The 16,649-nt window shown below is 70.1% G+C and carries 21 protein-coding genes; 12 read left to right on the forward strand and 9 right to left on the reverse strand.

Annotated elements, in window-relative coordinates; genetic code table 11:
- The first annotated feature begins 92 nt into the window (after positions 1-92).
- From UAJ10_RS09665 to UAJ10_RS09680, 4 genes are all read left to right on the forward strand, one after another.
- Complete coding sequence (locus tag UAJ10_RS09665; protein ID WP_416235357.1) at positions 93-1,085, forward strand: NAD(P)H-dependent glycerol-3-phosphate dehydrogenase; 993 nt, start codon at positions 93-95, stop codon at positions 1,083-1,085.
- A gap of 23 nt (positions 1,086-1,108) precedes the next feature.
- The gene (locus tag UAJ10_RS09670; protein WP_322915173.1) at positions 1,109-1,390 is read left to right on the forward strand and encodes a YciI family protein; all 282 of its coding nucleotides are present in this window, start codon (positions 1,109-1,111) and stop codon (positions 1,388-1,390) included.
- 145 nt (positions 1,391-1,535) lie between these two features.
- The gene (locus UAJ10_RS09675) at positions 1,536-1,949 is read left to right on the forward strand and encodes an EVE domain-containing protein (protein ID WP_322915174.1); all 414 of its coding nucleotides are present in this window, start codon (positions 1,536-1,538) and stop codon (positions 1,947-1,949) included.
- Positions 1,942-2,319 carry a Rieske (2Fe-2S) protein gene (locus UAJ10_RS09680; protein ID WP_322915175.1) on the forward strand — a complete coding sequence of 126 codons (378 nt, stop codon included), beginning with the start codon at positions 1,942-1,944 and terminating at the stop codon, positions 2,317-2,319. The genes UAJ10_RS09675 and UAJ10_RS09680 overlap by 8 nt, the downstream gene beginning before the upstream one ends.
- Here UAJ10_RS09680 and UAJ10_RS09685 read toward each other — a convergent pair.
- Complete coding sequence (locus UAJ10_RS09685) at positions 2,301-3,197, reverse strand: LysR family transcriptional regulator (RefSeq protein ID WP_322915176.1); 897 nt, start codon at positions 3,195-3,197, stop codon at positions 2,301-2,303. The genes UAJ10_RS09680 and UAJ10_RS09685 overlap by 19 nt on opposite strands.
- A 142-nt stretch (positions 3,198-3,339) precedes the next feature.
- On the opposite strand from UAJ10_RS09685, the gene UAJ10_RS09690 reads away from it, so the two are divergent.
- Both UAJ10_RS09690 and UAJ10_RS09695 read left to right on the forward strand, forming a co-directional pair.
- Entirely contained in the window at positions 3,340-3,813 is a 474-nt protein-coding gene (locus UAJ10_RS09690) for an SRPBCC family protein (RefSeq protein WP_322915177.1), read from the forward strand.
- Between the two features lie 87 nt (positions 3,814-3,900).
- Positions 3,901-4,560, forward strand: coding sequence for an NAD(P)-dependent oxidoreductase (locus tag UAJ10_RS09695; protein WP_322915178.1), 660 nt, complete (start codon positions 3,901-3,903; stop codon positions 4,558-4,560).
- A gap of 16 nt (positions 4,561-4,576) precedes the next feature.
- Here UAJ10_RS09695 and UAJ10_RS09700 read toward each other — a convergent pair whose 3' ends face one another.
- A complete protein-coding gene (locus UAJ10_RS09700; protein WP_322915179.1) occupies positions 4,577-4,900 on the reverse strand; it encodes a hypothetical protein in 324 nt (107 codons plus the stop codon).
- Between the two features lie 461 nt (positions 4,901-5,361).
- On the opposite strand from UAJ10_RS09700, the gene acs reads away from it, so the two are divergent.
- Entirely contained in the window at positions 5,362-7,302 is a 1,941-nt protein-coding gene (gene acs / locus UAJ10_RS09705; RefSeq protein ID WP_322915180.1) for an acetate--CoA ligase, read from the forward strand.
- 61 nt (positions 7,303-7,363) lie between these two features.
- Here the strand turns inward: acs and UAJ10_RS09710 are convergent, their stop codons facing one another.
- The 5 genes from UAJ10_RS09710 to UAJ10_RS09730 form a co-directional block, all read right to left on the reverse strand.
- Entirely contained in the window at positions 7,364-7,882 is a 519-nt protein-coding gene (locus UAJ10_RS09710) for an MmcB family DNA repair protein (protein WP_322915181.1), read from the reverse strand.
- A 5-nt stretch (positions 7,883-7,887) separates the two neighbouring features.
- Positions 7,888-8,439: a hypothetical protein gene (locus tag UAJ10_RS09715; RefSeq protein ID WP_322915182.1), complete on the reverse strand. Its 552-nt coding sequence runs from the start codon at positions 8,437-8,439 to the stop codon at positions 7,888-7,890.
- Positions 8,439-8,990, reverse strand: a complete 552-nt coding sequence (locus tag UAJ10_RS09720; RefSeq protein ID WP_322915183.1) for a hypothetical protein — start codon at positions 8,988-8,990, stop codon at positions 8,439-8,441. The genes UAJ10_RS09715 and UAJ10_RS09720 overlap by 1 nt, the downstream gene beginning before the upstream one ends.
- Positions 8,991-9,178: 188 nt before the next feature.
- A complete protein-coding gene (locus UAJ10_RS09725; RefSeq protein ID WP_322915184.1) occupies positions 9,179-9,532 on the reverse strand; it encodes a hypothetical protein in 354 nt (117 codons plus the stop codon).
- Positions 9,533-9,753: 221 nt separating this feature from the next.
- Entirely contained in the window at positions 9,754-9,939 is a 186-nt protein-coding gene (locus tag UAJ10_RS09730) for a zinc-finger domain-containing protein (RefSeq protein WP_322915185.1), read from the reverse strand.
- Positions 9,940-10,227: 288 nt separating this feature from the next.
- On the opposite strand from UAJ10_RS09730, the gene UAJ10_RS09735 reads away from it, so the two are divergent.
- The 5 genes from UAJ10_RS09735 to UAJ10_RS09755 all read left to right on the forward strand — a co-directional run bounded on the left by UAJ10_RS09735 (position 10,228) and on the right by UAJ10_RS09755 (position 14,699).
- Complete coding sequence (locus tag UAJ10_RS09735; RefSeq protein ID WP_322915186.1) at positions 10,228-11,241, forward strand: ABC transporter ATP-binding protein; 1,014 nt, start codon at positions 10,228-10,230, stop codon at positions 11,239-11,241.
- Positions 11,228-12,292 carry an alpha/beta hydrolase gene (locus UAJ10_RS09740; RefSeq protein ID WP_322915187.1) on the forward strand — a complete coding sequence of 355 codons (1,065 nt, stop codon included), beginning with the start codon at positions 11,228-11,230 and terminating at the stop codon, positions 12,290-12,292. The genes UAJ10_RS09735 and UAJ10_RS09740 overlap by 14 nt, the downstream gene beginning before the upstream one ends.
- On the forward strand, positions 12,289-13,152 hold the full coding sequence (locus UAJ10_RS09745) for a ChbG/HpnK family deacetylase (RefSeq protein WP_322915188.1): 864 nt from the start codon (positions 12,289-12,291) through the stop codon (positions 13,150-13,152). Before UAJ10_RS09740 ends, UAJ10_RS09745 begins: the two co-directional genes overlap by 4 nt.
- Before the next feature lie 79 nt (positions 13,153-13,231).
- Positions 13,232-14,101 carry a TrmH family RNA methyltransferase gene (locus UAJ10_RS09750; RefSeq protein WP_322915189.1) on the forward strand — a complete coding sequence of 290 codons (870 nt, stop codon included), beginning with the start codon at positions 13,232-13,234 and terminating at the stop codon, positions 14,099-14,101.
- Between the two features lies 1 nt (position 14,102).
- Positions 14,103-14,699, forward strand: a complete 597-nt coding sequence (locus UAJ10_RS09755; RefSeq protein WP_322915190.1) for an rRNA large subunit pseudouridine synthase E — start codon at positions 14,103-14,105, stop codon at positions 14,697-14,699.
- On the opposite strand, the gene UAJ10_RS09760 is transcribed toward UAJ10_RS09755, so the two are convergent.
- A complete protein-coding gene (locus tag UAJ10_RS09760; RefSeq protein ID WP_322915191.1) occupies positions 14,674-15,708 on the reverse strand; it encodes an OmpA/MotB family protein in 1,035 nt (344 codons plus the stop codon). The genes UAJ10_RS09755 and UAJ10_RS09760 overlap by 26 nt on opposite strands.
- Positions 15,698-16,585: a motility protein A gene (locus tag UAJ10_RS09765; protein WP_322915192.1), complete on the reverse strand. Its 888-nt coding sequence runs from the start codon at positions 16,583-16,585 to the stop codon at positions 15,698-15,700. Before UAJ10_RS09765 ends, UAJ10_RS09760 begins: the two co-directional genes overlap by 11 nt.
- Positions 16,586-16,649: the final 64 nt, after the last annotated feature.

Here is a 16,649-nt window from a genome sequence, read left to right on the forward strand (position 1 = left end):
CCGCCCGCCCGCCACCGGACCGTTGCGGAGGGCGGGGCATCCGGGGTAAGCCAAAGCCCGGCAATCGTTTATAAGGCCCGGAGGGGATGGAGATGCAGCGGATCGGTGTCATCGGGGCGGGCGCCTGGGGCACGGCGCTGGCCATGGCCGCCCGCCGGGCCGGGCGCGACGTGGCGCTGTGGGCGCGGGAGCCCGAGGTGGTGGCCGCCGTCAACGGCGCCCACGAGAACACCCCTTTCCTGGCCGGCGTGGCCCTGGATCCCGCCATCCGCGCCACCGGCGACTTGGCGGAGGCCGTGCGGGCCGACGCCGTGCTGCTGGTGACGCCGGCGCAGCACATCCGCGCCACCACGGCCAAGCTGAAGCCCCTGCTGGCCACCGGCACGCCGGTGGTGCTGTGCGCCAAGGGCATCGAGATCGCCACCGGCAGCCTGATGACCGAGGTGACGGCGGGCGAATTGCCCGACACGCCGCTGGCCGTGCTGTCCGGTCCGACCTTCGCCGCCGAGGTGGCGCGCGGCCTGCCCACCGCCGTGACCCTGGCCTGCCGCGACGGGCACTTGGGCCAGCGCCTGGCCCAGGCCCTGGGCAGCCTGACCTTCCGCCCCTATGCCAGCGACGACCTGGTGGGGGCGGAGATCGGCGGGGCGGTCAAGAACGTGCTGGCCATCGCCTGCGGCATCGTCGCCGGCCGCGCCCTGGGCGACAACGCCCGCGCGGCCTTGATCACCCGCGGCCTGGCGGAGATCGCCCGCCTGGGCCAATCGCTGGGCGCCAGGCCGGAGACCTTCATGGGGCTGTCCGGCCTGGGCGACCTGACCCTGACCTGCGGCAGCCTACAGTCGCGCAACATGTCGCTGGGCCACGCCTTGGGCCAGGGCCAACCGCTGGCCACCATCCTGGCCGGCCGCAATTCCGTGGCCGAGGGTGTCTACACCGCCGAGGCGGTGGTGCGCCTGGCGGCCCGCCGGGGCGTGGACATGCCCATCTGCCAGGCGGTGGACGCCATCCTGAACCACGGAGCCGACGTCAACGCCACCATCCAGTCCCTGCTGTCCCGACCCCTCAAGCCCGAGGGCGCGTGACCCTTACCGGAGAGCCGTTCCCCATGCACTTCGCCATCACCTGCACCGACAAGCCCGGCCACCTGGACCTGCGCCTGGCCACCCGCCCGCGGCACCTGGAGTACCTGGACACCCAGGTGGCCCACATCGTCGTGGCCGGCCCCCTGCTGGACGCCGAGGGCAAGCCCGTGGGCAGCCTGCTGGTGGTGGATTTCCCCGACGAGGCCGCCGCCCAGGCCTTCGCCGCCGCCGATCCCTATGCCGAAGTCGGCCTTTTCGCATCCGTAACGATCCAGCCCTTCCGCGTCGTTTATCCGAAGGCTTGAGGCAACAGCGCCCCAGCAGTTCCCCCCAATTTCCCTAGGACGCGAGCGCGTCCGCCGGAGATTTCCGGGGAGCGCAGCGGACTGGAAATCGAGGATAACCAAGCGGCCGGACGGCCGCGCCCGGCGTTTGAGGGAACAAGAAAACATGTCCTACTGGCTGGTGAAGTCGGAACCCTTCAAGTATTCCTGGGACAAGTTCGTGGCGGACGGCCGCACCCATTGGGACGGCGTGCGCAACTACCAGGCCGCCAACAACCTGAAGGCCATGAAGGTGGGCGACCGCGCCTTCTTCTATCATTCCAACGAGGGGCTGGAGATCGTGGGCATCGCCGAGGTGGTGCGCGAGGCCTATCCCGACCCCTCGGATGAAAGCGGCCGCTTCGTCATGGTGGATCTGAAGCCGGTGACGCCGGTGAAGACGCCCCTGACGCTGAAGGACATCAAGGCCGATCCGAACCTATCCACCATGGCGCTGGTGCGCCAGTCGCGCCTGTCCGTATGCCCCATCACTGACGCGGAGTGGAAAGGCGCCTGCCAGCGCATGGGCGTCGATGCCTGAGGCGACTCCTACGCCCCCTTGGCCGAGCCCCCTATGCCGCCTGGCCGACATCGCGGACGGCCAGGCCAAGGGGATCACCTGGGGCAGCGGCAGCGCGCGCGAGGAAATCCTGGTGGCCCGGCGGGGTGACCGGGCCTTCGCCTATCACAACCGCTGTCCCCATGTCGGCACCACCCTGGACTGGACGCCCGACCAGTTCATGAGCGCCGACGGCCGTCACCTGCACTGCGCCACCCACGGCGCCCTGTTCCGGGTGGAGGATGGCCTGTGTATCCACGGCCCCTGCGCCGGCCGCAGCCTGACGCCGGTGCGGGTGCGGGTCGAGGACGGCGCCGTACATCTGGTGATTGATCAGGCGCCCCCGATATAAGCCGCCAGTTCCTCCGGCGTGCCGGCGGGGAAAGCCTCCTTCAAGTAATCCAGGAAGGCGGAGACGCGGGCGCTGAGCAGCCGTCGCGAGGGATAAAGCGCCCACAGGGCGATCTCCGGCCCATCCACGTCCCCCCAATGCGCCAGCGTGCCGGCGGCCAGGTCGTGGCTTACCAATGAGATGGGCAGGCGCGCGGCGCCGACGCCCGCCCGGACGGCGTCGCGGACCATCACCAGCGATGACAGGCGCAGCACCGGGTCCACCGCCATGCGCACCCGTCCCGTCGGCCCCACGACGTCCCAGCCCGGCGGCCCGCCCCCCGGGCCCCGCACCACGACCGGAACCGGGCGGCCGTCCACCGGCCGGGGGAAGTGCGGGCCGGCGACGACGACCAGGCGGTCGCGCAGGAAGCTGCGCCCCACCAGGCTTTCGTCCGGATCGGGGTTCACCCGGATCACCAGGTCGTAGCCTTCCTCCACCATGTCGACGGGCCGGTCCTCCGTCGTCACCTCCAGCCGGACGTCCGGGTATTTCAGCGCGAAGCCAGCAGCGATCTTGCCCATGGCCGTCTGCGAGAACAGCAGGGGCGCGCTGATCCGCAGGCGCCCCCGCGGTCGATCCCCGCCCGAGGCGATCGCCGCCGCCGTCTCATCCAGTTCGGTCAGCAGCGCGCCCGTCCGTTCGAACAGGGCCCGCCCCTCCTCCGTCAGTTTCAAAACCCGGCCCCCCCGCTCGAACAAGCGGAGATCCAGGGCGGCCTCCAGCTCGGCCACCCGGCGGGACAGGGTCGCCTTGGGCCGGCCCGAGGCGCGGGCCGCCCGCCCGAACCCGCCATGCCGGGCGACAAGATTGAAATCGGCGAGGGCGAGCAGATCCATCTGTTCCACCATAGAGACAGTATGTCCAAATCTACCGTCTATCGGCCCATCTGTGGATCATTAAATTGGGGGTGTCTTCGGACGCCAGGCACGGCCCCGGCCGGACGCCCGGGCAAATCCCCCCGATCAAAGGAGCGCCATCATGATCTATTCGAGCGCCACCGTTCCCGTGAACCCGCAGGGCGAGGCCCCGCTGACCCGCGCCCAGGTCTGGAAGGGCCTGGTGCTGAAGGCCCGCGACGCCCGCCTGTTCCTGCCGCCCAACCTGTGCACCCGCTGTGACGTGGTGGAGGAGAGCGCCACACACATCGTGCGGGAGGCCACGATCGGCGGTGCCGACCTGCGCGAGATCATCACCTTCGAGCCTGAGACCAAGATGACCTTCTTCCAGGCCACCGGCCCGCGCGAGGGCGCCATCGTCAACGAGGTGTTCGAGGACGCCGACGGCACGCTTCAGCTTCGCTTCTATTGCTACATCGGCCTGCGCGGCAAGGAACCCAACGGGCCCGAGGAACAGGCCGAGCAGACGCAGTTCGACAGCGACCGGGGCTACAAGGCCGCCCTGCTGTCGACGCTGAAGCGGACCCGCGAGCTGCTGGCGGAAGGCCGGCTCTGATCACCCCATAACACCCTATGACACCCCATGAAACGAAACGAGAGGACGCCGGGCCCTGCCGGCCTCTCCCTTGCCGAGGCAGCCATCATGCAAGAATTCGTAGCGCACACCACCCAGCCCAAGGTCCTGGTCCTGGGTGCCACCGGCCCCACCGGCCGCCTGATCGTCCGCCAGGCGGTCGCGCAAGGGTATGACGTCACCGTGCTGGCGCGTTCCGCGGAAAAGGCGCGCGGGCTTGAGGGGGCCATGATCGTCATCGGGGACGCCCGGGACGACGCCGTACTGCGCCAGGCCCTCAAGGGGCGGGACGCCGTCATCAGCGCCCTGGGCACGCCGGCCAGCCCGTTCCGGGAGGTGACCACCCTATCCACGGCGACCCGGGCGCTGGTGGCCGCGATGAAGGCGGAGGGGGTGCGGCGCCTGGTCTGCATCACGGGAATGGGCGCCGGCGACAGCGCCGGGCACGGCGGTTTCCTTTTCGACAGGCTGATTTTCCCGCTGCTGCTGCGCAAGGTCTACGCCGACAAGAACCGGCAGGAGGCCATCGTCAGGGAAAGCGGGCTGGACTGGGTTCTCGTCCGCCCGTCCATTCTTAACAACAAGCCGGGTGGGGGTACCGTCCGCGCGCTGACCGACCTGACCGGTGTCCACGGCGGAACCATAGCGCGGGCGGACGTCGCGCGCTTCGTTCTGGAGCAGGTGCGCGGCGACACTTGGCTGCACCAGGCCCCACTGATCACCGGCTGACGGCGCGCCGGGCCGATCAGGCCGACCGGGTCTTCATGGTAGCTGCGAAATCTTCGGTGGTGGTGACCATGCGGCGGGCGATCACACCCACCTCACGCGCCACGTCTGCGACAGTGGGGGCGGACAGCGCGTCGGCGGCGTCATTGGCGACGGCCGCCGAGGACGAGCCCCCCTCCACCGTGGCCAGGCCCGCGGTGGTGCGGTTCACCGCCGGATGGGACAGGGCGCGCAGCACGCTGTCGATGGCCATAAGGCTGGTGCGGCTGCTGATCTGGCTCAGCCGGCCGATCAGATCCGTCGTGTCATGTCCCGCACCGTTGTCCCCAACACCCGTGGTCATGGGCATCCCTATCCGCGCAAAGCCTGGGGCCGGAATAATGGCCCGCCCCTAATGACAATAGCGGCATTATCAATAACACAAGATGAACACGGGCGGGAGCGGCGCCGAAGGGGAAAGGACGCGGAAAAACCATCCTTTCGCATCACCCTGAATGGTTGGCGGGGTGATCCATGTCATGGACCGGCCGTCCCGCCCTGGTTTTTCATGATCTTCGGCCCTGGAAAAGTCGGCAAACCCGTGAATTGCCGCGAATTTACCGGTGGCCGCAACGGCCCCGTGCTTGTGGAATGCGGGGGCAAGAGGGATACTCGGCCCGGCAAGCGATGGCGATCGCCGCGCCAGGCCCGACGGATAGGGCCGGCCAGAGCCCCCCGGGTGCGGAGGGGCCAGGCCGGACACGGGTGGCGGCCTCGGCAGGCCCCGGCCGGCGACAACACATCAGGGAAGGAAACCAAGGTCCCATGAGCAACAACACCCTGTTCCCCGTTCCCGACGCGGTGGCGGCAGACGCCTGGGTCGACGCGACGAAATACCAGCAGATGTACGACCGTTCGATCAGCGATCCGGACGGGTTCTGGGGCGAGCATGGCCGCCGGCTGGATTGGATCAAGCCCTACACCAAGGTGAAGAACACCAGCTTCACCGGTGACGTGTCCATCCGCTGGTACGAGGACGGGGTGCTGAACGCCTGCGCCAACTGCGTGGACCGCCACCTGCCCGCGCGCGCCGACCAGACCGCCATCCTGTGGGAGGGCGACAGCCCGTCCGAACACAAGCACATCACCTATTCCGAGCTGTACGACAACGTCACCCGCCTGGCCAACGTGCTGAAGGCGCGCGGCGTGAAGAAGGGTGACCGGGTCACCATCTACCTGCCCATGATCCCGGAGGCGGCCTACGCCATGCTGGCCTGCGCCCGCATCGGCGCCGTCCATTCCGTGGTGTTCGGCGGCTTCTCCCCCGACAGCCTGAAGGACCGGGTGCAGGACTGCGGCAGCACCGTGGTCATCACCGCGGACGAGGGCCTACGCGGCGGCCGCAAGGTCGGCCTGAAGGTCAACGCCGACCAGGCGCTGAAGGCCTGCCCCGGCGTGGACACCGTCATCGTCGTGCGCCGCACCGGCGGCGCGGTGAACTGGGTCGAGGGCCGGGACATCTGGTACCACGAGGCCGTGGCCGCCGCCTCGCCCGACTGCCCGCCGGAGCCGATGAGCGCGGAAGACCCGCTGTTCATCCTGTACACCTCCGGCTCCACCGGCAAGCCCAAGGGCGTGCTGCACACCACCGGCGGCTACCTCGTCTATGCCAGCATGACGCACCAGTACGTCTTCGATTACCACGAGGGCGACGTCTACTGGTGCACGGCGGACGTGGGCTGGGTCACGGGGCACAGCTACATCCTGTACGGCCCCTTGGCCAATGGCGCCGTCACCCTGATGTTCGAGGGCGTGCCCAATTACCCGGACAGCGGCCGGTTCTGGCAGGTCATCGACAAGCACAAGGTCAACATCTTCTACACCGCCCCCACCGCCATCCGCGCCCTGATGCGCGAGGGCGAGGGGCCGGTGAAGCGCCATAGCCGCAAGAGCCTGCGCCTGCTGGGCTCGGTGGGTGAGCCCATCAATCCCGAAGCCTGGCTGTGGTACCACTCCGTCGTGGGCGACGACCGCTGCCCGGTGGTGGATACCTGGTGGCAGACGGAGACGGGCGGCATCCTGATCACCCCCCTGCCCGGCGCCACCGACCTGAAGCCCGGCTCCGCCACCCTGCCCTTCTTCGGGGTGAAGCCGGTCATCGTCGACAACGAGGGCCACGTGCTGGAAGGCGCCACCGAGGGCAACCTCTGCATCGCCGACAGTTGGCCGGGCCAGATGCGCACCGTGTTCGGCGACCACGAGCGCTTCAAGCAGACCTACTTCTCCACCTTCCAGGGCAAGTACTTCACCGGCGACGGCTGCCGCCGGGACGAGGACGGCTATTACTGGATCACCGGCCGCGTGGACGATGTCATCAACGTCTCCGGCCACCGCCTGGGCACGGCCGAGGTGGAAAGCGCCCTGGTCGCCCATCCCAAGGTGGCCGAGGCCGCCGTGGTGGGCTACCCGCACGACATCAAGGGCCAGGGCATCTACGCCTACGTCACCCTGAACGCCGGGGAAAACCCGTCGGAGGAGTTGCGCAAGGAACTGGTGGCCTGGGTGCGCAAGGAGATCGGGCCCATCGCGACGCCCGACCTGATCCAGTGGGCGCCGGGCCTGCCCAAGACCCGCTCCGGCAAGATCATGCGCCGCATCCTGCGCAAGATCGCCGCCAACGAGCATGAGGCGCTGGGCGACACCTCCACCCTGGCCGACCCCACCGTGGTCACCGACCTGGTGGACAGCCGCATGAACCGGGGCTGAGGGTCGAAGCGTTGATTTGGGAAAGCCGGCCGGGGCGACCTGGCCGGCTTTTTTCTTGGCCTCACAACGCCGTCGGCCTCGGGTCTTCCACCTGGTGCAGGCGCTGGAAGGCCTGCATGGCGACGCGCAGCAGCAGGGTCTTGCGCCGGGTGGCGTTCAGCTTGACCTCGGGACCCTGGCGCAGGATTTCGGCGCCGTAGCCATCGGCCACGATCAGCCCGCATTCCTCGGGGATCAGTTCCTGGGGGAAGTCCTCGCCCACGGCGAAGTAGAACCGGTCGCAGAACTCCAGGTAATCGCCCCATTTGTGGTCGGCGCGGAAATCGGCGACGGAGCTCTTGATCTCGATGATGGTGACGGTGCCGTCACCGGCCAGGGCCAGGATGTCGGCGCGGCGGTTGTTGGCCAGCGGCACCTCCAGCATCGAACGCATGCCATGGTGGACCAGCATGCGGCGCACGCCGCGCGCCAGCAGCAGGGCGCGTTCCATGCCCGGCCGGCCGAAGAAGGGCGGCACGGTGGCGGGAATGACGAAGTCGGCTTCATCGCCCGGCGACGATGGGTCGGACGGCACGGACATGGGATTTAGCCCCGCTTGAAACGCTCCACCTTCTGGACACGATAGCCCAGGCTGGTGGGGAAGCGCTGCTCGGCACGGAAGCGGGCGTCACGGTCGGTGGTGGCGCCGAACAGGTAGACCTGGGCCCCCACCTGGGCCCCCTCGATCAGGCCGGCGGGGTCCGCGCCGTCGGTGTTGGCGGCGACGCTGTTTGCCGCCGGAACAACCGTCACCTCCCACAGCCGGCCGTGCACCAACACCGTCTTGTCCGGCACGATCAGGCGGCGGCGGGGGGCGGACTGCAATTCCCGCAGCTTGGCATCCGCCTCGGCCCGGGTGGCGCGCAGGGTGGCGACCGCCTCCTCCAGACCGGCGACCTCGCGCGCACTGCCCTCGGCCGTGGCCTTGGCATCGTTGGCGGCGGCGGTGGCGTGGCCCAGTTCCTCCTCCAGCCGGCCCAGGCGGCGTTCCCGCACGCGGCGGTCATCCTCAATGTTGCGCGCGGTCAGCGCGAACTGGATCAGCGAATAGAGCAACAGGATGATGAGGCCGATATTGGCGAGAAGGGCCGCCGACATCAGGACGCCACCGCCTGCTGGACGGCGCCATCCGGCACCGGCAGCATGCTGGACAGGATGAAGCCCGCCAACTCGGGAAAAGCCTGGCGGGCCAGGCGCATGGCCTCCGCCTGGTTCTCGGCCCACACCTCCACCACATGGGGACAGCCGCGCAGATGGCTGTGGGTGGTGGCCGTCTGATTGATGGTGAGCGTCGGGCCCAGGGCCAGGCTGCCGGTGTACAGGCGGCGGCCGGTCCCCGGCTCACCCACCTCATGGATCAGCTCGAAATTGTCGGCCTGGGCGGCGATCAGCCGGCGCTGCGCCTCCGCCAACTGGTTCTGGATCATGCGCCGCTCTTCCGCCAGGTCGCGGCCGCGGGCCAGGTTCTGGTCATGCGCCTTCACCGCCTCATCCAAGGCGGTGCGGGTCCTGGCCACCTTGCCCTCCAGTTCCGCCACCGCGTTACGGGTGGCGTAGAGCAGGGTCTGGCGGAACAGCACCATGGCCACCATGCCGACCGCGCCCAGCAGCGCGATCACGAACAGGCTGATGCTGAATTCCTCAAGCACGACCGCGGCGATCCTTTCGGCGTTCCCATAGAGCCTAGCATTGCCGACAATTTTCCACAAATTGCCGATGATGCCGCCAAGCCAATCCGCCGAGCATATCAGGCCGGCCGTTCATAAATGGTTATCATGGCTAACGATACTGGTCGACTAGGCCGAAAGCAACCTGGGCGTGAGATTATGGCGCTACCTCACGCAGCGCTTTGTGCGAATCCCCGGCCCGCGATCTCCCTCAGGAAGGCGCGGTCGACGGCGGGATAGCGCGAGGGCATTTCGCGCTCGATCGTATCCAGCAGCGTGCGCGCCGCGTCGCGGCCGTTGATCTCGGCATACAGCAGGAACCAGGCGGCATAGGTGCGACCCAGGCCCACGGCGGCGGGGCCGACGGCAACCTCGCTGTCCGTCGGCATGACCCAATAGCCCAGGGCGCCGTCGCGGCGCAGCCCAACGAAGGGCAGCTTGGCCAGCGGCAGCCGGGCTGGGGTGCCGGTAGGCGGCGCGGCATTGGACGAGGGTGGGACGGGGGCCATCGCTTGCCATGACAAGGAATGGTTCAGGCCCCAAGCATTGAGGTGCGGAGCCGGCGAACCTACTGGCCCTGGTATAACCCGGCGAGTCGCGGTCCGCTATCAGTGCGGAAGAATAGGTCCCCGCGCCGGGGTGCCGGACATCCGCTCCCCGGCGCATGACATGCCGGGCCCACCGGCCCGGCCGCCGCTGAAAATTCCGGCCGGGACCGCCGTCTTAGTGGCCGTGGCCGGCGTGCTTAGTGGCCGTGGCCGGCGTGGGCCTTGCCCGCCTCGGACAGGACGAAATGGCGGCCGCAGTAGGGGCAGTCGATCTTGCCGTCCTTTTCCATGGTCAGATAGACCAGCGGATGGCCCAGGGCGCCGCCCCCGCCATCGCACCCGACGGACGGGGTGTCGACATAGATCGTCTCAATCGGCTGCATGGCCTCGGGCGCTCCATAATAAAGGTCCAGGGCGGGACGACCGTCCCGCCGACGCCCGGATCATAGCCAAGCGCGCCGCCGGATCAAGCGTGAGGCGCCGCGCCCAGTTCCCGCCCAGTCCCCGCCTGACTCCCCGGGGGCGGACCTCCTTGGTGGGGGGTGTGACGGCCGTGGTTGACCGTGGTCAAGGCGGGGGTGTACGCCTTTTTGGCCCCGGCGTTCCCGGGCCTTCCCCTTATTCGGGCCCGCCTGTTTCCCGGCCCCGTCATCATGGACCGTTTCGACCCCATGCCCGACACGCGCGCGCCCGACGCCCATCCCGCCCCCATCCCGTCCGCCCCCACCGGCAGCCCGCCCGAGCTGGCGATCGAGCTGCGCGGCCTCACCAAGACCTATAAGGCCTCCGGCAAGGCGCCGGCCAAGCTGGCGCTGAAGGGCATCGACCTGGCCATTCCCCGCGGCTCGGTCTATGGCCTGCTGGGTCCCAACGGCGCCGGCAAATCCACCATGATCAACATCCTGGCGGGCCTGGTGACCAAGAGCGGCGGCACGGCCAAGATTTGGGGCATCGACATCGACCAGGACCCGCGGGCCGCCCGCGCCGCCATCGGCGTGGTGCCCCAAGAACTGAACATGGACCCCTTCTTCACCCCGCGTGAGCTGCTGGACCTGCAGGCCGGCCTGTACGGCGTGCCCAAGCGCGAGCGGCAGACCGACCGCCTGCTGGAGGCGGTGGGCCTGAAGGACAAGGCCAACGCCTATGCCCGCACCCTGTCGGGCGGCATGCGCCGCCGCCTGATGGTGGCCAAGGCCATGGTGCACACCCCGCCGGTGCTGGTGCTGGACGAGCCCACGGCCGGTGTGGACGTGGAACTGCGCCAGTCGCTGTGGGCCCATGTGCGCGAGCTGAACCGCGCCGGCACCACCGTGGTGTTGACCACCCACTACCTGGAAGAGGCGCAGGAGCTGTGCGACAGCATCGCCATCGTCAACCACGGCCAGGTGGTGGCGTGCGACAGCACCGACCGCCTGCTGCGCACCCTGGACCGCAAGGACCTGGTGGCGGTGGTGGACCAGGACCTGACCGAGGTGCCCGCCACCCTGGCGGGTTTCGAGGTGACGCTGAAGGGCCGCCAGCTGACGGTGCAGTACCCGCCCAGCCGCGTGAAGGTGGGGGAGGTGCTGAACGCCATCGCCGCCGCCGGCCTGACCATCGTGGACCTCAGCACCAAGGAATCGGACCTGGAGGACATCTTCCTGCAGCTGACCCGCGCGCCCGCCACCGGTAATGGCGCGGGCTGACGACAACGTCCTTTCCCCCACCGCACCGCGCTGGCGCCCCCGCTGGCTGGCGGCGGTGGCACTTGGCCTGTCCGTCACGGCCTGCGCCCCCACCGCACGGCTGGCCGGGCCACCGGTGGTGGTCACCCCGCAGCTGACGGCGGCGGGGATCACCGCGCGCGACGGCGCGATCCTGCCCACGCAGTCCTGGTTGCCCCCGGAGGGTCCGCCCCGCGCCGTCATCCTGGCGCTGCACGGCTTCAACGACTACGCCAACTCTTATGACGCGCCCGGCCGCTGGTGGGCGCAGCATGGCGTTGCGACTTACGCCTATGACCAGCGCGGCTTCGGCCGCAACCCGCGCCCCGGCGTCTGGGCCGGCGGCGACGTCATGGTGCGCGACATGTGGGACGCCGCCGCCGCCCTGCACGACCGCTATCCCGACACGCCGCTGTTCCTGACGGGGGAAAGCATGGGCGGGGCCGTGCTGATGACAGGCCTCGCGGGGCACGCCCTGCCGGCGGGCTTCAAGGGCGTCATCCTGACCGCGCCGGCCGTGTGGTCGCGGGGCACCATGCCCTTTTACCAGCGCTGGGCCCTGGCTATCGCCAACTGGACCGTCCCCTGGCTGAGCCTGACGCCGCCGCGCGGCCTGATCCACGTGCAGGCGTCGGACAACATCCCCATGATGATCGCGCTGGGCCGCGATCCCCTGGTGGTGAAGGCGACGCGCGTGGACGCGCTGGAGGGCCTGACCGACCTGATGGACGCCGCCATGGACGCGGCCCCCCGCTTCAAGGTGACGTCCCTGGTGATGTACGGCCAGCATGAGGAGCTGATCCCGCGCGAGCCGATGTGCAAGGCCCTGGCCCGCCTGCCGGACGCCAGCCAGGGCGGCCCGCGCATCGCCTTCTACCCCACGGCCTGGCATATGATGCTGCGCGACCTGCACGCCCAGATCGTGTGGCAGGACATCCTGGCCTGGATCGCCGACCAGACCGCCCCCCTGCCCAGCGGCGCGGACGTCAATCCGGAAATCCCCACGCTGCTGGCCGAGGGACGCACGCCATGACCGCGACCGTCATCCTGAACGCCGACGACTACGGCTTGTCCCCGGGAGTCTCGCGGGGCATCCTGGCCCTGATCCGCCAGGGGCGCCTGTCGGGCACCAGCTGCATGACCGCCACGCCCTTTTGGCCACAGCATGCGCCTTGGCTGGCGGAGGTGGCGGACCGGGCGGACATCGGCCTGCACCTGACCCTGACGGACCAGGAACCCGCCGGCCCCTGCCCTACCCTGGCACCCGGCGGCCGCTTCGGCACCGTGGGCGACCTGATGATCCGGTCCCTGACCGGCCAGCTGAGGAGCGCCGCCGTGCAGGCCGACCTGAAGGCCGAGATCGAGCGCCAGCTGGATCTGTTCGAGGCCCACACCGGCCGGCCCCCGTCCCATGTCGATGGGCACCAGCATGTGCATCTTCTGCCCGGCGTGCGCGGCCTGGTGCTGGACGCCGTGGCCCGCCGCTACTCCCGGGGCAGCGTCTACATTCGCGACTGCGCCGAGCCGATGGCCACCGTGCTGGCGCGTGGGGTGGACAGCGTGAAGGCCCTGATCATCGCCAGCCTGGCGCGGGGCCTGGCCGCCGCCGCCGCCCGGCGCGGCATCCCCACCAACCGGGGCTTTCGCGGCGTCTACGACTTCGGCCCCGGCCGCGACTTCCCGGCGCTGATGGCCAAGTTCCTGGCGCCCGCGCGCGACCGCGTGCTGATCATGGTGCACCCGGCCCTGCCGGATGAGGTCCTGGCCGGGCTGGACCCGGTGGTGGCCAGCCGGCAGGTGGAGCAGGCCTATCTGTCGGGCGACGCCTTTCCCCAGGTGCTGGACCGCATGGGCGTGCGCCTGGGCCGCCTTCAGGCCCAGCACCAGGGCTGACACAAAACGGGTTGACCCGATGAGGGTCCCCGGCGCTTCATGCGGCCCCATCACAGCCATTCGCGATCGAGGACCAGGGATGCCGGACCCCCGCAGCGCCAAAGGGCCGTCCAAGGCCGCCCCCAGCAAGCCCATCGCCACCGAGGGCGCGGCGGGGGAGAGCATCCGGCGCAAGGCCTTCCGCATCCTGGGCCTGCCGGCCGTGACCGCCCTGTTCGCCCGCGACCCCGACCGGGTGGAGCGGCTGTTCTTCGACGATCGCATGAAGGAGAAGGTGGGCGCCTACTGCGCCGGCCTGGCCCAGGCGCGCAAGGTCTACCGCCTGCTGCCGGCCGACGAGATGGAGAAGGTGGCGGGCACGCCCCTGCATGGCGGCGTGGTGGCCGTGGCCGCCCCCCGCCCCGTCCTGCCCCTGGACATCGACGAGGCGGCGCGATGGGCGGCGGCGGGCGAGCCGCTGATGATCCTGGACGGCGTGGGCAACCCGCACAACCTGGGCGCCATCGTCCGCACCTGCGCCTTCTTCGGCATCAACCGCCTGGTGCTGTCCGACCATGCCGAACAGGCCCTGCCGTCCGAAGCGGCCTACCGCGTGGCCGAGGGCGGGTTCGAGTATGTGACGCTCTACCAGTTGCCGCGCTTCGCCCAAAGCCTGCGCCATTTGCGCGCCCACTACCGCATCGTGGGCACCGCTCTGGGCGACCATCCCGACCCGGCCGCCGTGCTGTCGGCCGCCCCAAATGGGGCGGGGCCCGCCAAGCCCGCCGCCCTGATCCTGGGCAATGAGGAGATCGGCCTGCCCGCCACCACGCTGCAGGCCTGCAACCAGCTGGTCACCCTGCGCGGCAGCGGCCAGGTGCAATCGCTGAACGTCTCCGCCACCGCCGCCATCCTGGTGCACGCCTTGGCCGCTCCCGCCTTGACGCCCGCCGGGCCCCTGCGGGCCTGAGATGCCCCGGCTGATCCTGTTCAACAAGCCCTACGACGTGCTGTCGCAGTTCAGCGATGACGGCGGCCGGGCGACGGTGAAGGATTACGTCGACGTGCCGGGCGTCTACCCGGCGGGACGGCTGGACCGGGACAGCGAGGGCCTGCTGGTCCTGAGCGACGACGGCCCCTTCATCCACCGCGTCGCCGACCCCAAGCACAAGCTGGCCAAGACCTATTGGGCGCAGGTCGAGGGCGTGCCGGACGAGGCGGCGCTGGCGGCCCTGCGCCGGGGTGTCACGCTGAAGGACGGTCCCACCCTGCCGGCGGGCGCGCGCGTGATGGACGAGCCGGCGGCCCTATGGCCCCGCGATCCACCCATCCGCTACCGCGCCGCCATCCCCACCAGCTGGATCGAACTGACCCTGCGCGAGGGGCGCAATCGCCAGGTCCGTCGCATGACGGCGGCCGTCGGCTTCCCCACCCTGCGCCTTGTGCGCTGGGCCGTGGGCAACTGGACGCTGGAGAACCTGGCGCCGGGGGAATGGCGCGATGTGCCCCCTCCCCCTCGGCCCGCGCCGGCTAAAGCGCCCGCTAAGGCGTTTCGACGATCAAGGTGACGCGCCGGTCGGCGGCGCGGTCATGGTCCGGCGCGGTGGGGTCGGCATTGGCCCCCGTTGGCGACACATGCGGCCGGGTGTCGGCATAGCCCACCGCCCGCAGGCGGTTGGCCGGCACGCCATCGCTGATCAGCATGCGCACGACGGCGGCGGCACGGGCGGCCGACAGTTCCCAGTTGCTGGGGAAGCGGGCGGTGCTGATGGCGTTGCTGTCGGTGTGGCCCTCCACCGTCACCATGCCCTTCAGCGACTGTAGCACCGGCACCAGGCGCGACAGGATCTGCTGACCCTCATCCCCCAAGTCGGCGCGGCCGGAGGCGAACAGCACCCGGTCCTTGATCTCGATGGACAAGCCCTTGCCCCGGGGCGTGACCTGCACGTCGGGCGGCAGATCCTGCGCCTCCAGGTCCTGGGCCAGGCGCTTGGCCTCCTCCGTCGGCTCTTCCGCCGGACCGGCCTCTGGAAGGGCGTCGGCGGGCGGCCGCTGCGGCGGATAGGGGGGCGCCGGCGGCAAGGTGGGGCTGGACATGGAGGCGGCCGTGGGATTCTTCGCCATGTCGCGGGCGGGGGCGCCCACCGGGTTGGCCGAGACGGCCACGCGGCCGGCGCCCGGCTGGGTGTTGTCGGACTTCAGCTTCAGCCGGCCGTTGATGCCCAGGATGGCCACCATGCCCAGGAACACGATCATCAGCAGCGTGACCATGTCCATGTAACTGATGACCCATTCCTCGGACTCCTCCGCCGGCTCGCCCGGCATGCGGCCGGGGACGGTGCGGTGCTGGGTCGGGCGTCCGCCACGGGCGGGACCACGCGCATGGCCACCCGGCCGGCCGGGGGCCTTGGCCTGGACCGGCGGCGGCGCGGGCGGCGTGGCGCCCGGCATCACCGGCGGCGGAACGGGAAGGCCGGAGGCGTAGACGCGGGCGGTATGCCGGGGCTTGGGCGGCGGGGGCGGGGGCGGATCGCCGCCACCGCCGGCCCCGCCGCCGGACTGGTCACTAGGCGCCACCCCAGTCCTCCTCCCGCGCGTCGCGCAGGTAATGGTCCAGGCTGTCCTGGATGATGGTGGGGGAGCGGCCGAGATGGGTCAGCACCACGCCCTCCAGCAGCACGTTCATCAGGGCGACCCGGCGGCCGGTACGCTGTTCCAGCTTGATGGCGATGGGCTTGAATACCAGGTTGGCCAGCACCAGACCGTAGAGGGTGGCCAACATCGCCACCGCCATGCTGCCGCCGATGAGGCCGATGTCGCCCTCGCCCAGGTGCTTCAGCATGCCGACCATGCCGGCCAGCGTGCCCAGCAGGCCGAAGGCGGGGGAGAAGGTGGCCAGGGTGCGGAAGAATCGCGACTGCCCGGCCTCCAGCTCCATCTGCTTCTGGATGCGCCAGTTCATGACCTGCAGCAGGTCTTCCAGCGGCTGGGCGTCCACCACCATCTGCAGGCCCAGCCGCAGGAAGGGGTGGGCCACGCGCTGGGCCCGTTCATCCGCCGCCTGGATGCGCTTCTCATGCAGGTGGCGGGCGACCTCCATCAGTTCGGCGACGTCGGCGCGGATGCTGTCGCGGTCGCGCACGATGCCGACCAGGGCGCCCAGGGCTGCGCGGATTTCATCGCCACGGAAGGCCAGCAAGGCGACGCAGACGACGCCGCCCAGCACGATCAGCAGGCCCTCGGGATTGTAGTAGAAGTGCCAATTGCCGCCGGCGGAGACGACGAACCACAGCAGGGCGACGGTGGCCAGCACACCCGCCAGCGTCGTGCCGATGAAGCGGGAGGTGACGCCCCCCTTGGCGGGCCCCCGATTGCCGGACCCGCGATTGCCAGACCCGGGCCTGGCGGCCGGCGCATTGCGCACCGGGCGCGCGCCGCGTTCGTTCACAGTCACGCCCTTGCCCCTAATAACAACGGTACAGGTGCCGCCTGCCCCGGCGGCGTGAGCCACAGATTAA

It is taken from the genome of Nitrospirillum guaranorum (assembly GCF_034653275.1).
Classification (GTDB): Bacteria; Pseudomonadota; Alphaproteobacteria; order Azospirillales; family Azospirillaceae; genus Nitrospirillum.

Excerpts from the sequence above, each read along its gene's own strand:
- UAJ10_RS09675 (WP_322915174.1), top strand. The coding sequence starts at position 1,536 with ATGTCCTACTGGCTGGTGAAGTCGGAACCCTTCAAGTATTCCTGGGAC.
- UAJ10_RS09740 (WP_322915187.1), top strand. The coding sequence starts at position 11,228 with ATGGCGCGGGCTGACGACAACGTCCTTTCCCCCACCGCACCGCGCTGG.
- UAJ10_RS09680 (WP_322915175.1), top strand. The coding sequence starts at position 1,942 with ATGCCTGAGGCGACTCCTACGCCCCCTTGGCCGAGCCCCCTATGCCGC.
- UAJ10_RS09745 (WP_322915188.1), top strand. The coding sequence starts at position 12,289 with ATGACCGCGACCGTCATCCTGAACGCCGACGACTACGGCTTGTCCCCG.
- UAJ10_RS09690 (WP_322915177.1), top strand. The coding sequence starts at position 3,340 with ATGATCTATTCGAGCGCCACCGTTCCCGTGAACCCGCAGGGCGAGGCC.
- UAJ10_RS09710 (WP_322915181.1), bottom strand. The coding sequence starts at position 7,882 with ATGTCCGTGCCGTCCGACCCATCGTCGCCGGGCGATGAAGCCGACTTC.
- UAJ10_RS09700 (WP_322915179.1), bottom strand. The coding sequence starts at position 4,900 with ATGACCACGGGTGTTGGGGACAACGGTGCGGGACATGACACGACGGAT.
- UAJ10_RS09715 (WP_322915182.1), bottom strand. The coding sequence starts at position 8,439 with ATGTCGGCGGCCCTTCTCGCCAATATCGGCCTCATCATCCTGTTGCTC.
- UAJ10_RS09750 (WP_322915189.1), top strand. The coding sequence starts at position 13,232 with ATGCCGGACCCCCGCAGCGCCAAAGGGCCGTCCAAGGCCGCCCCCAGC.
- UAJ10_RS09730 (WP_322915185.1), bottom strand. The coding sequence starts at position 9,939 with ATGCAGCCGATTGAGACGATCTATGTCGACACCCCGTCCGTCGGGTGC.
- UAJ10_RS09665 (WP_416235357.1), top strand. The coding sequence starts at position 93 with ATGCAGCGGATCGGTGTCATCGGGGCGGGCGCCTGGGGCACGGCGCTG.
- UAJ10_RS09755 (WP_322915190.1), top strand. The coding sequence starts at position 14,103 with ATGCCCCGGCTGATCCTGTTCAACAAGCCCTACGACGTGCTGTCGCAG.
- acs (WP_322915180.1), top strand. The coding sequence starts at position 5,362 with ATGAGCAACAACACCCTGTTCCCCGTTCCCGACGCGGTGGCGGCAGAC.
- UAJ10_RS09735 (WP_322915186.1), top strand. The coding sequence starts at position 10,228 with ATGCCCGACACGCGCGCGCCCGACGCCCATCCCGCCCCCATCCCGTCC.
- UAJ10_RS09695 (WP_322915178.1), top strand. The coding sequence starts at position 3,901 with ATGCAAGAATTCGTAGCGCACACCACCCAGCCCAAGGTCCTGGTCCTG.
- UAJ10_RS09685 (WP_322915176.1), bottom strand. The coding sequence starts at position 3,197 with ATGGATCTGCTCGCCCTCGCCGATTTCAATCTTGTCGCCCGGCATGGC.
- UAJ10_RS09670 (WP_322915173.1), top strand. The coding sequence starts at position 1,109 with ATGCACTTCGCCATCACCTGCACCGACAAGCCCGGCCACCTGGACCTG.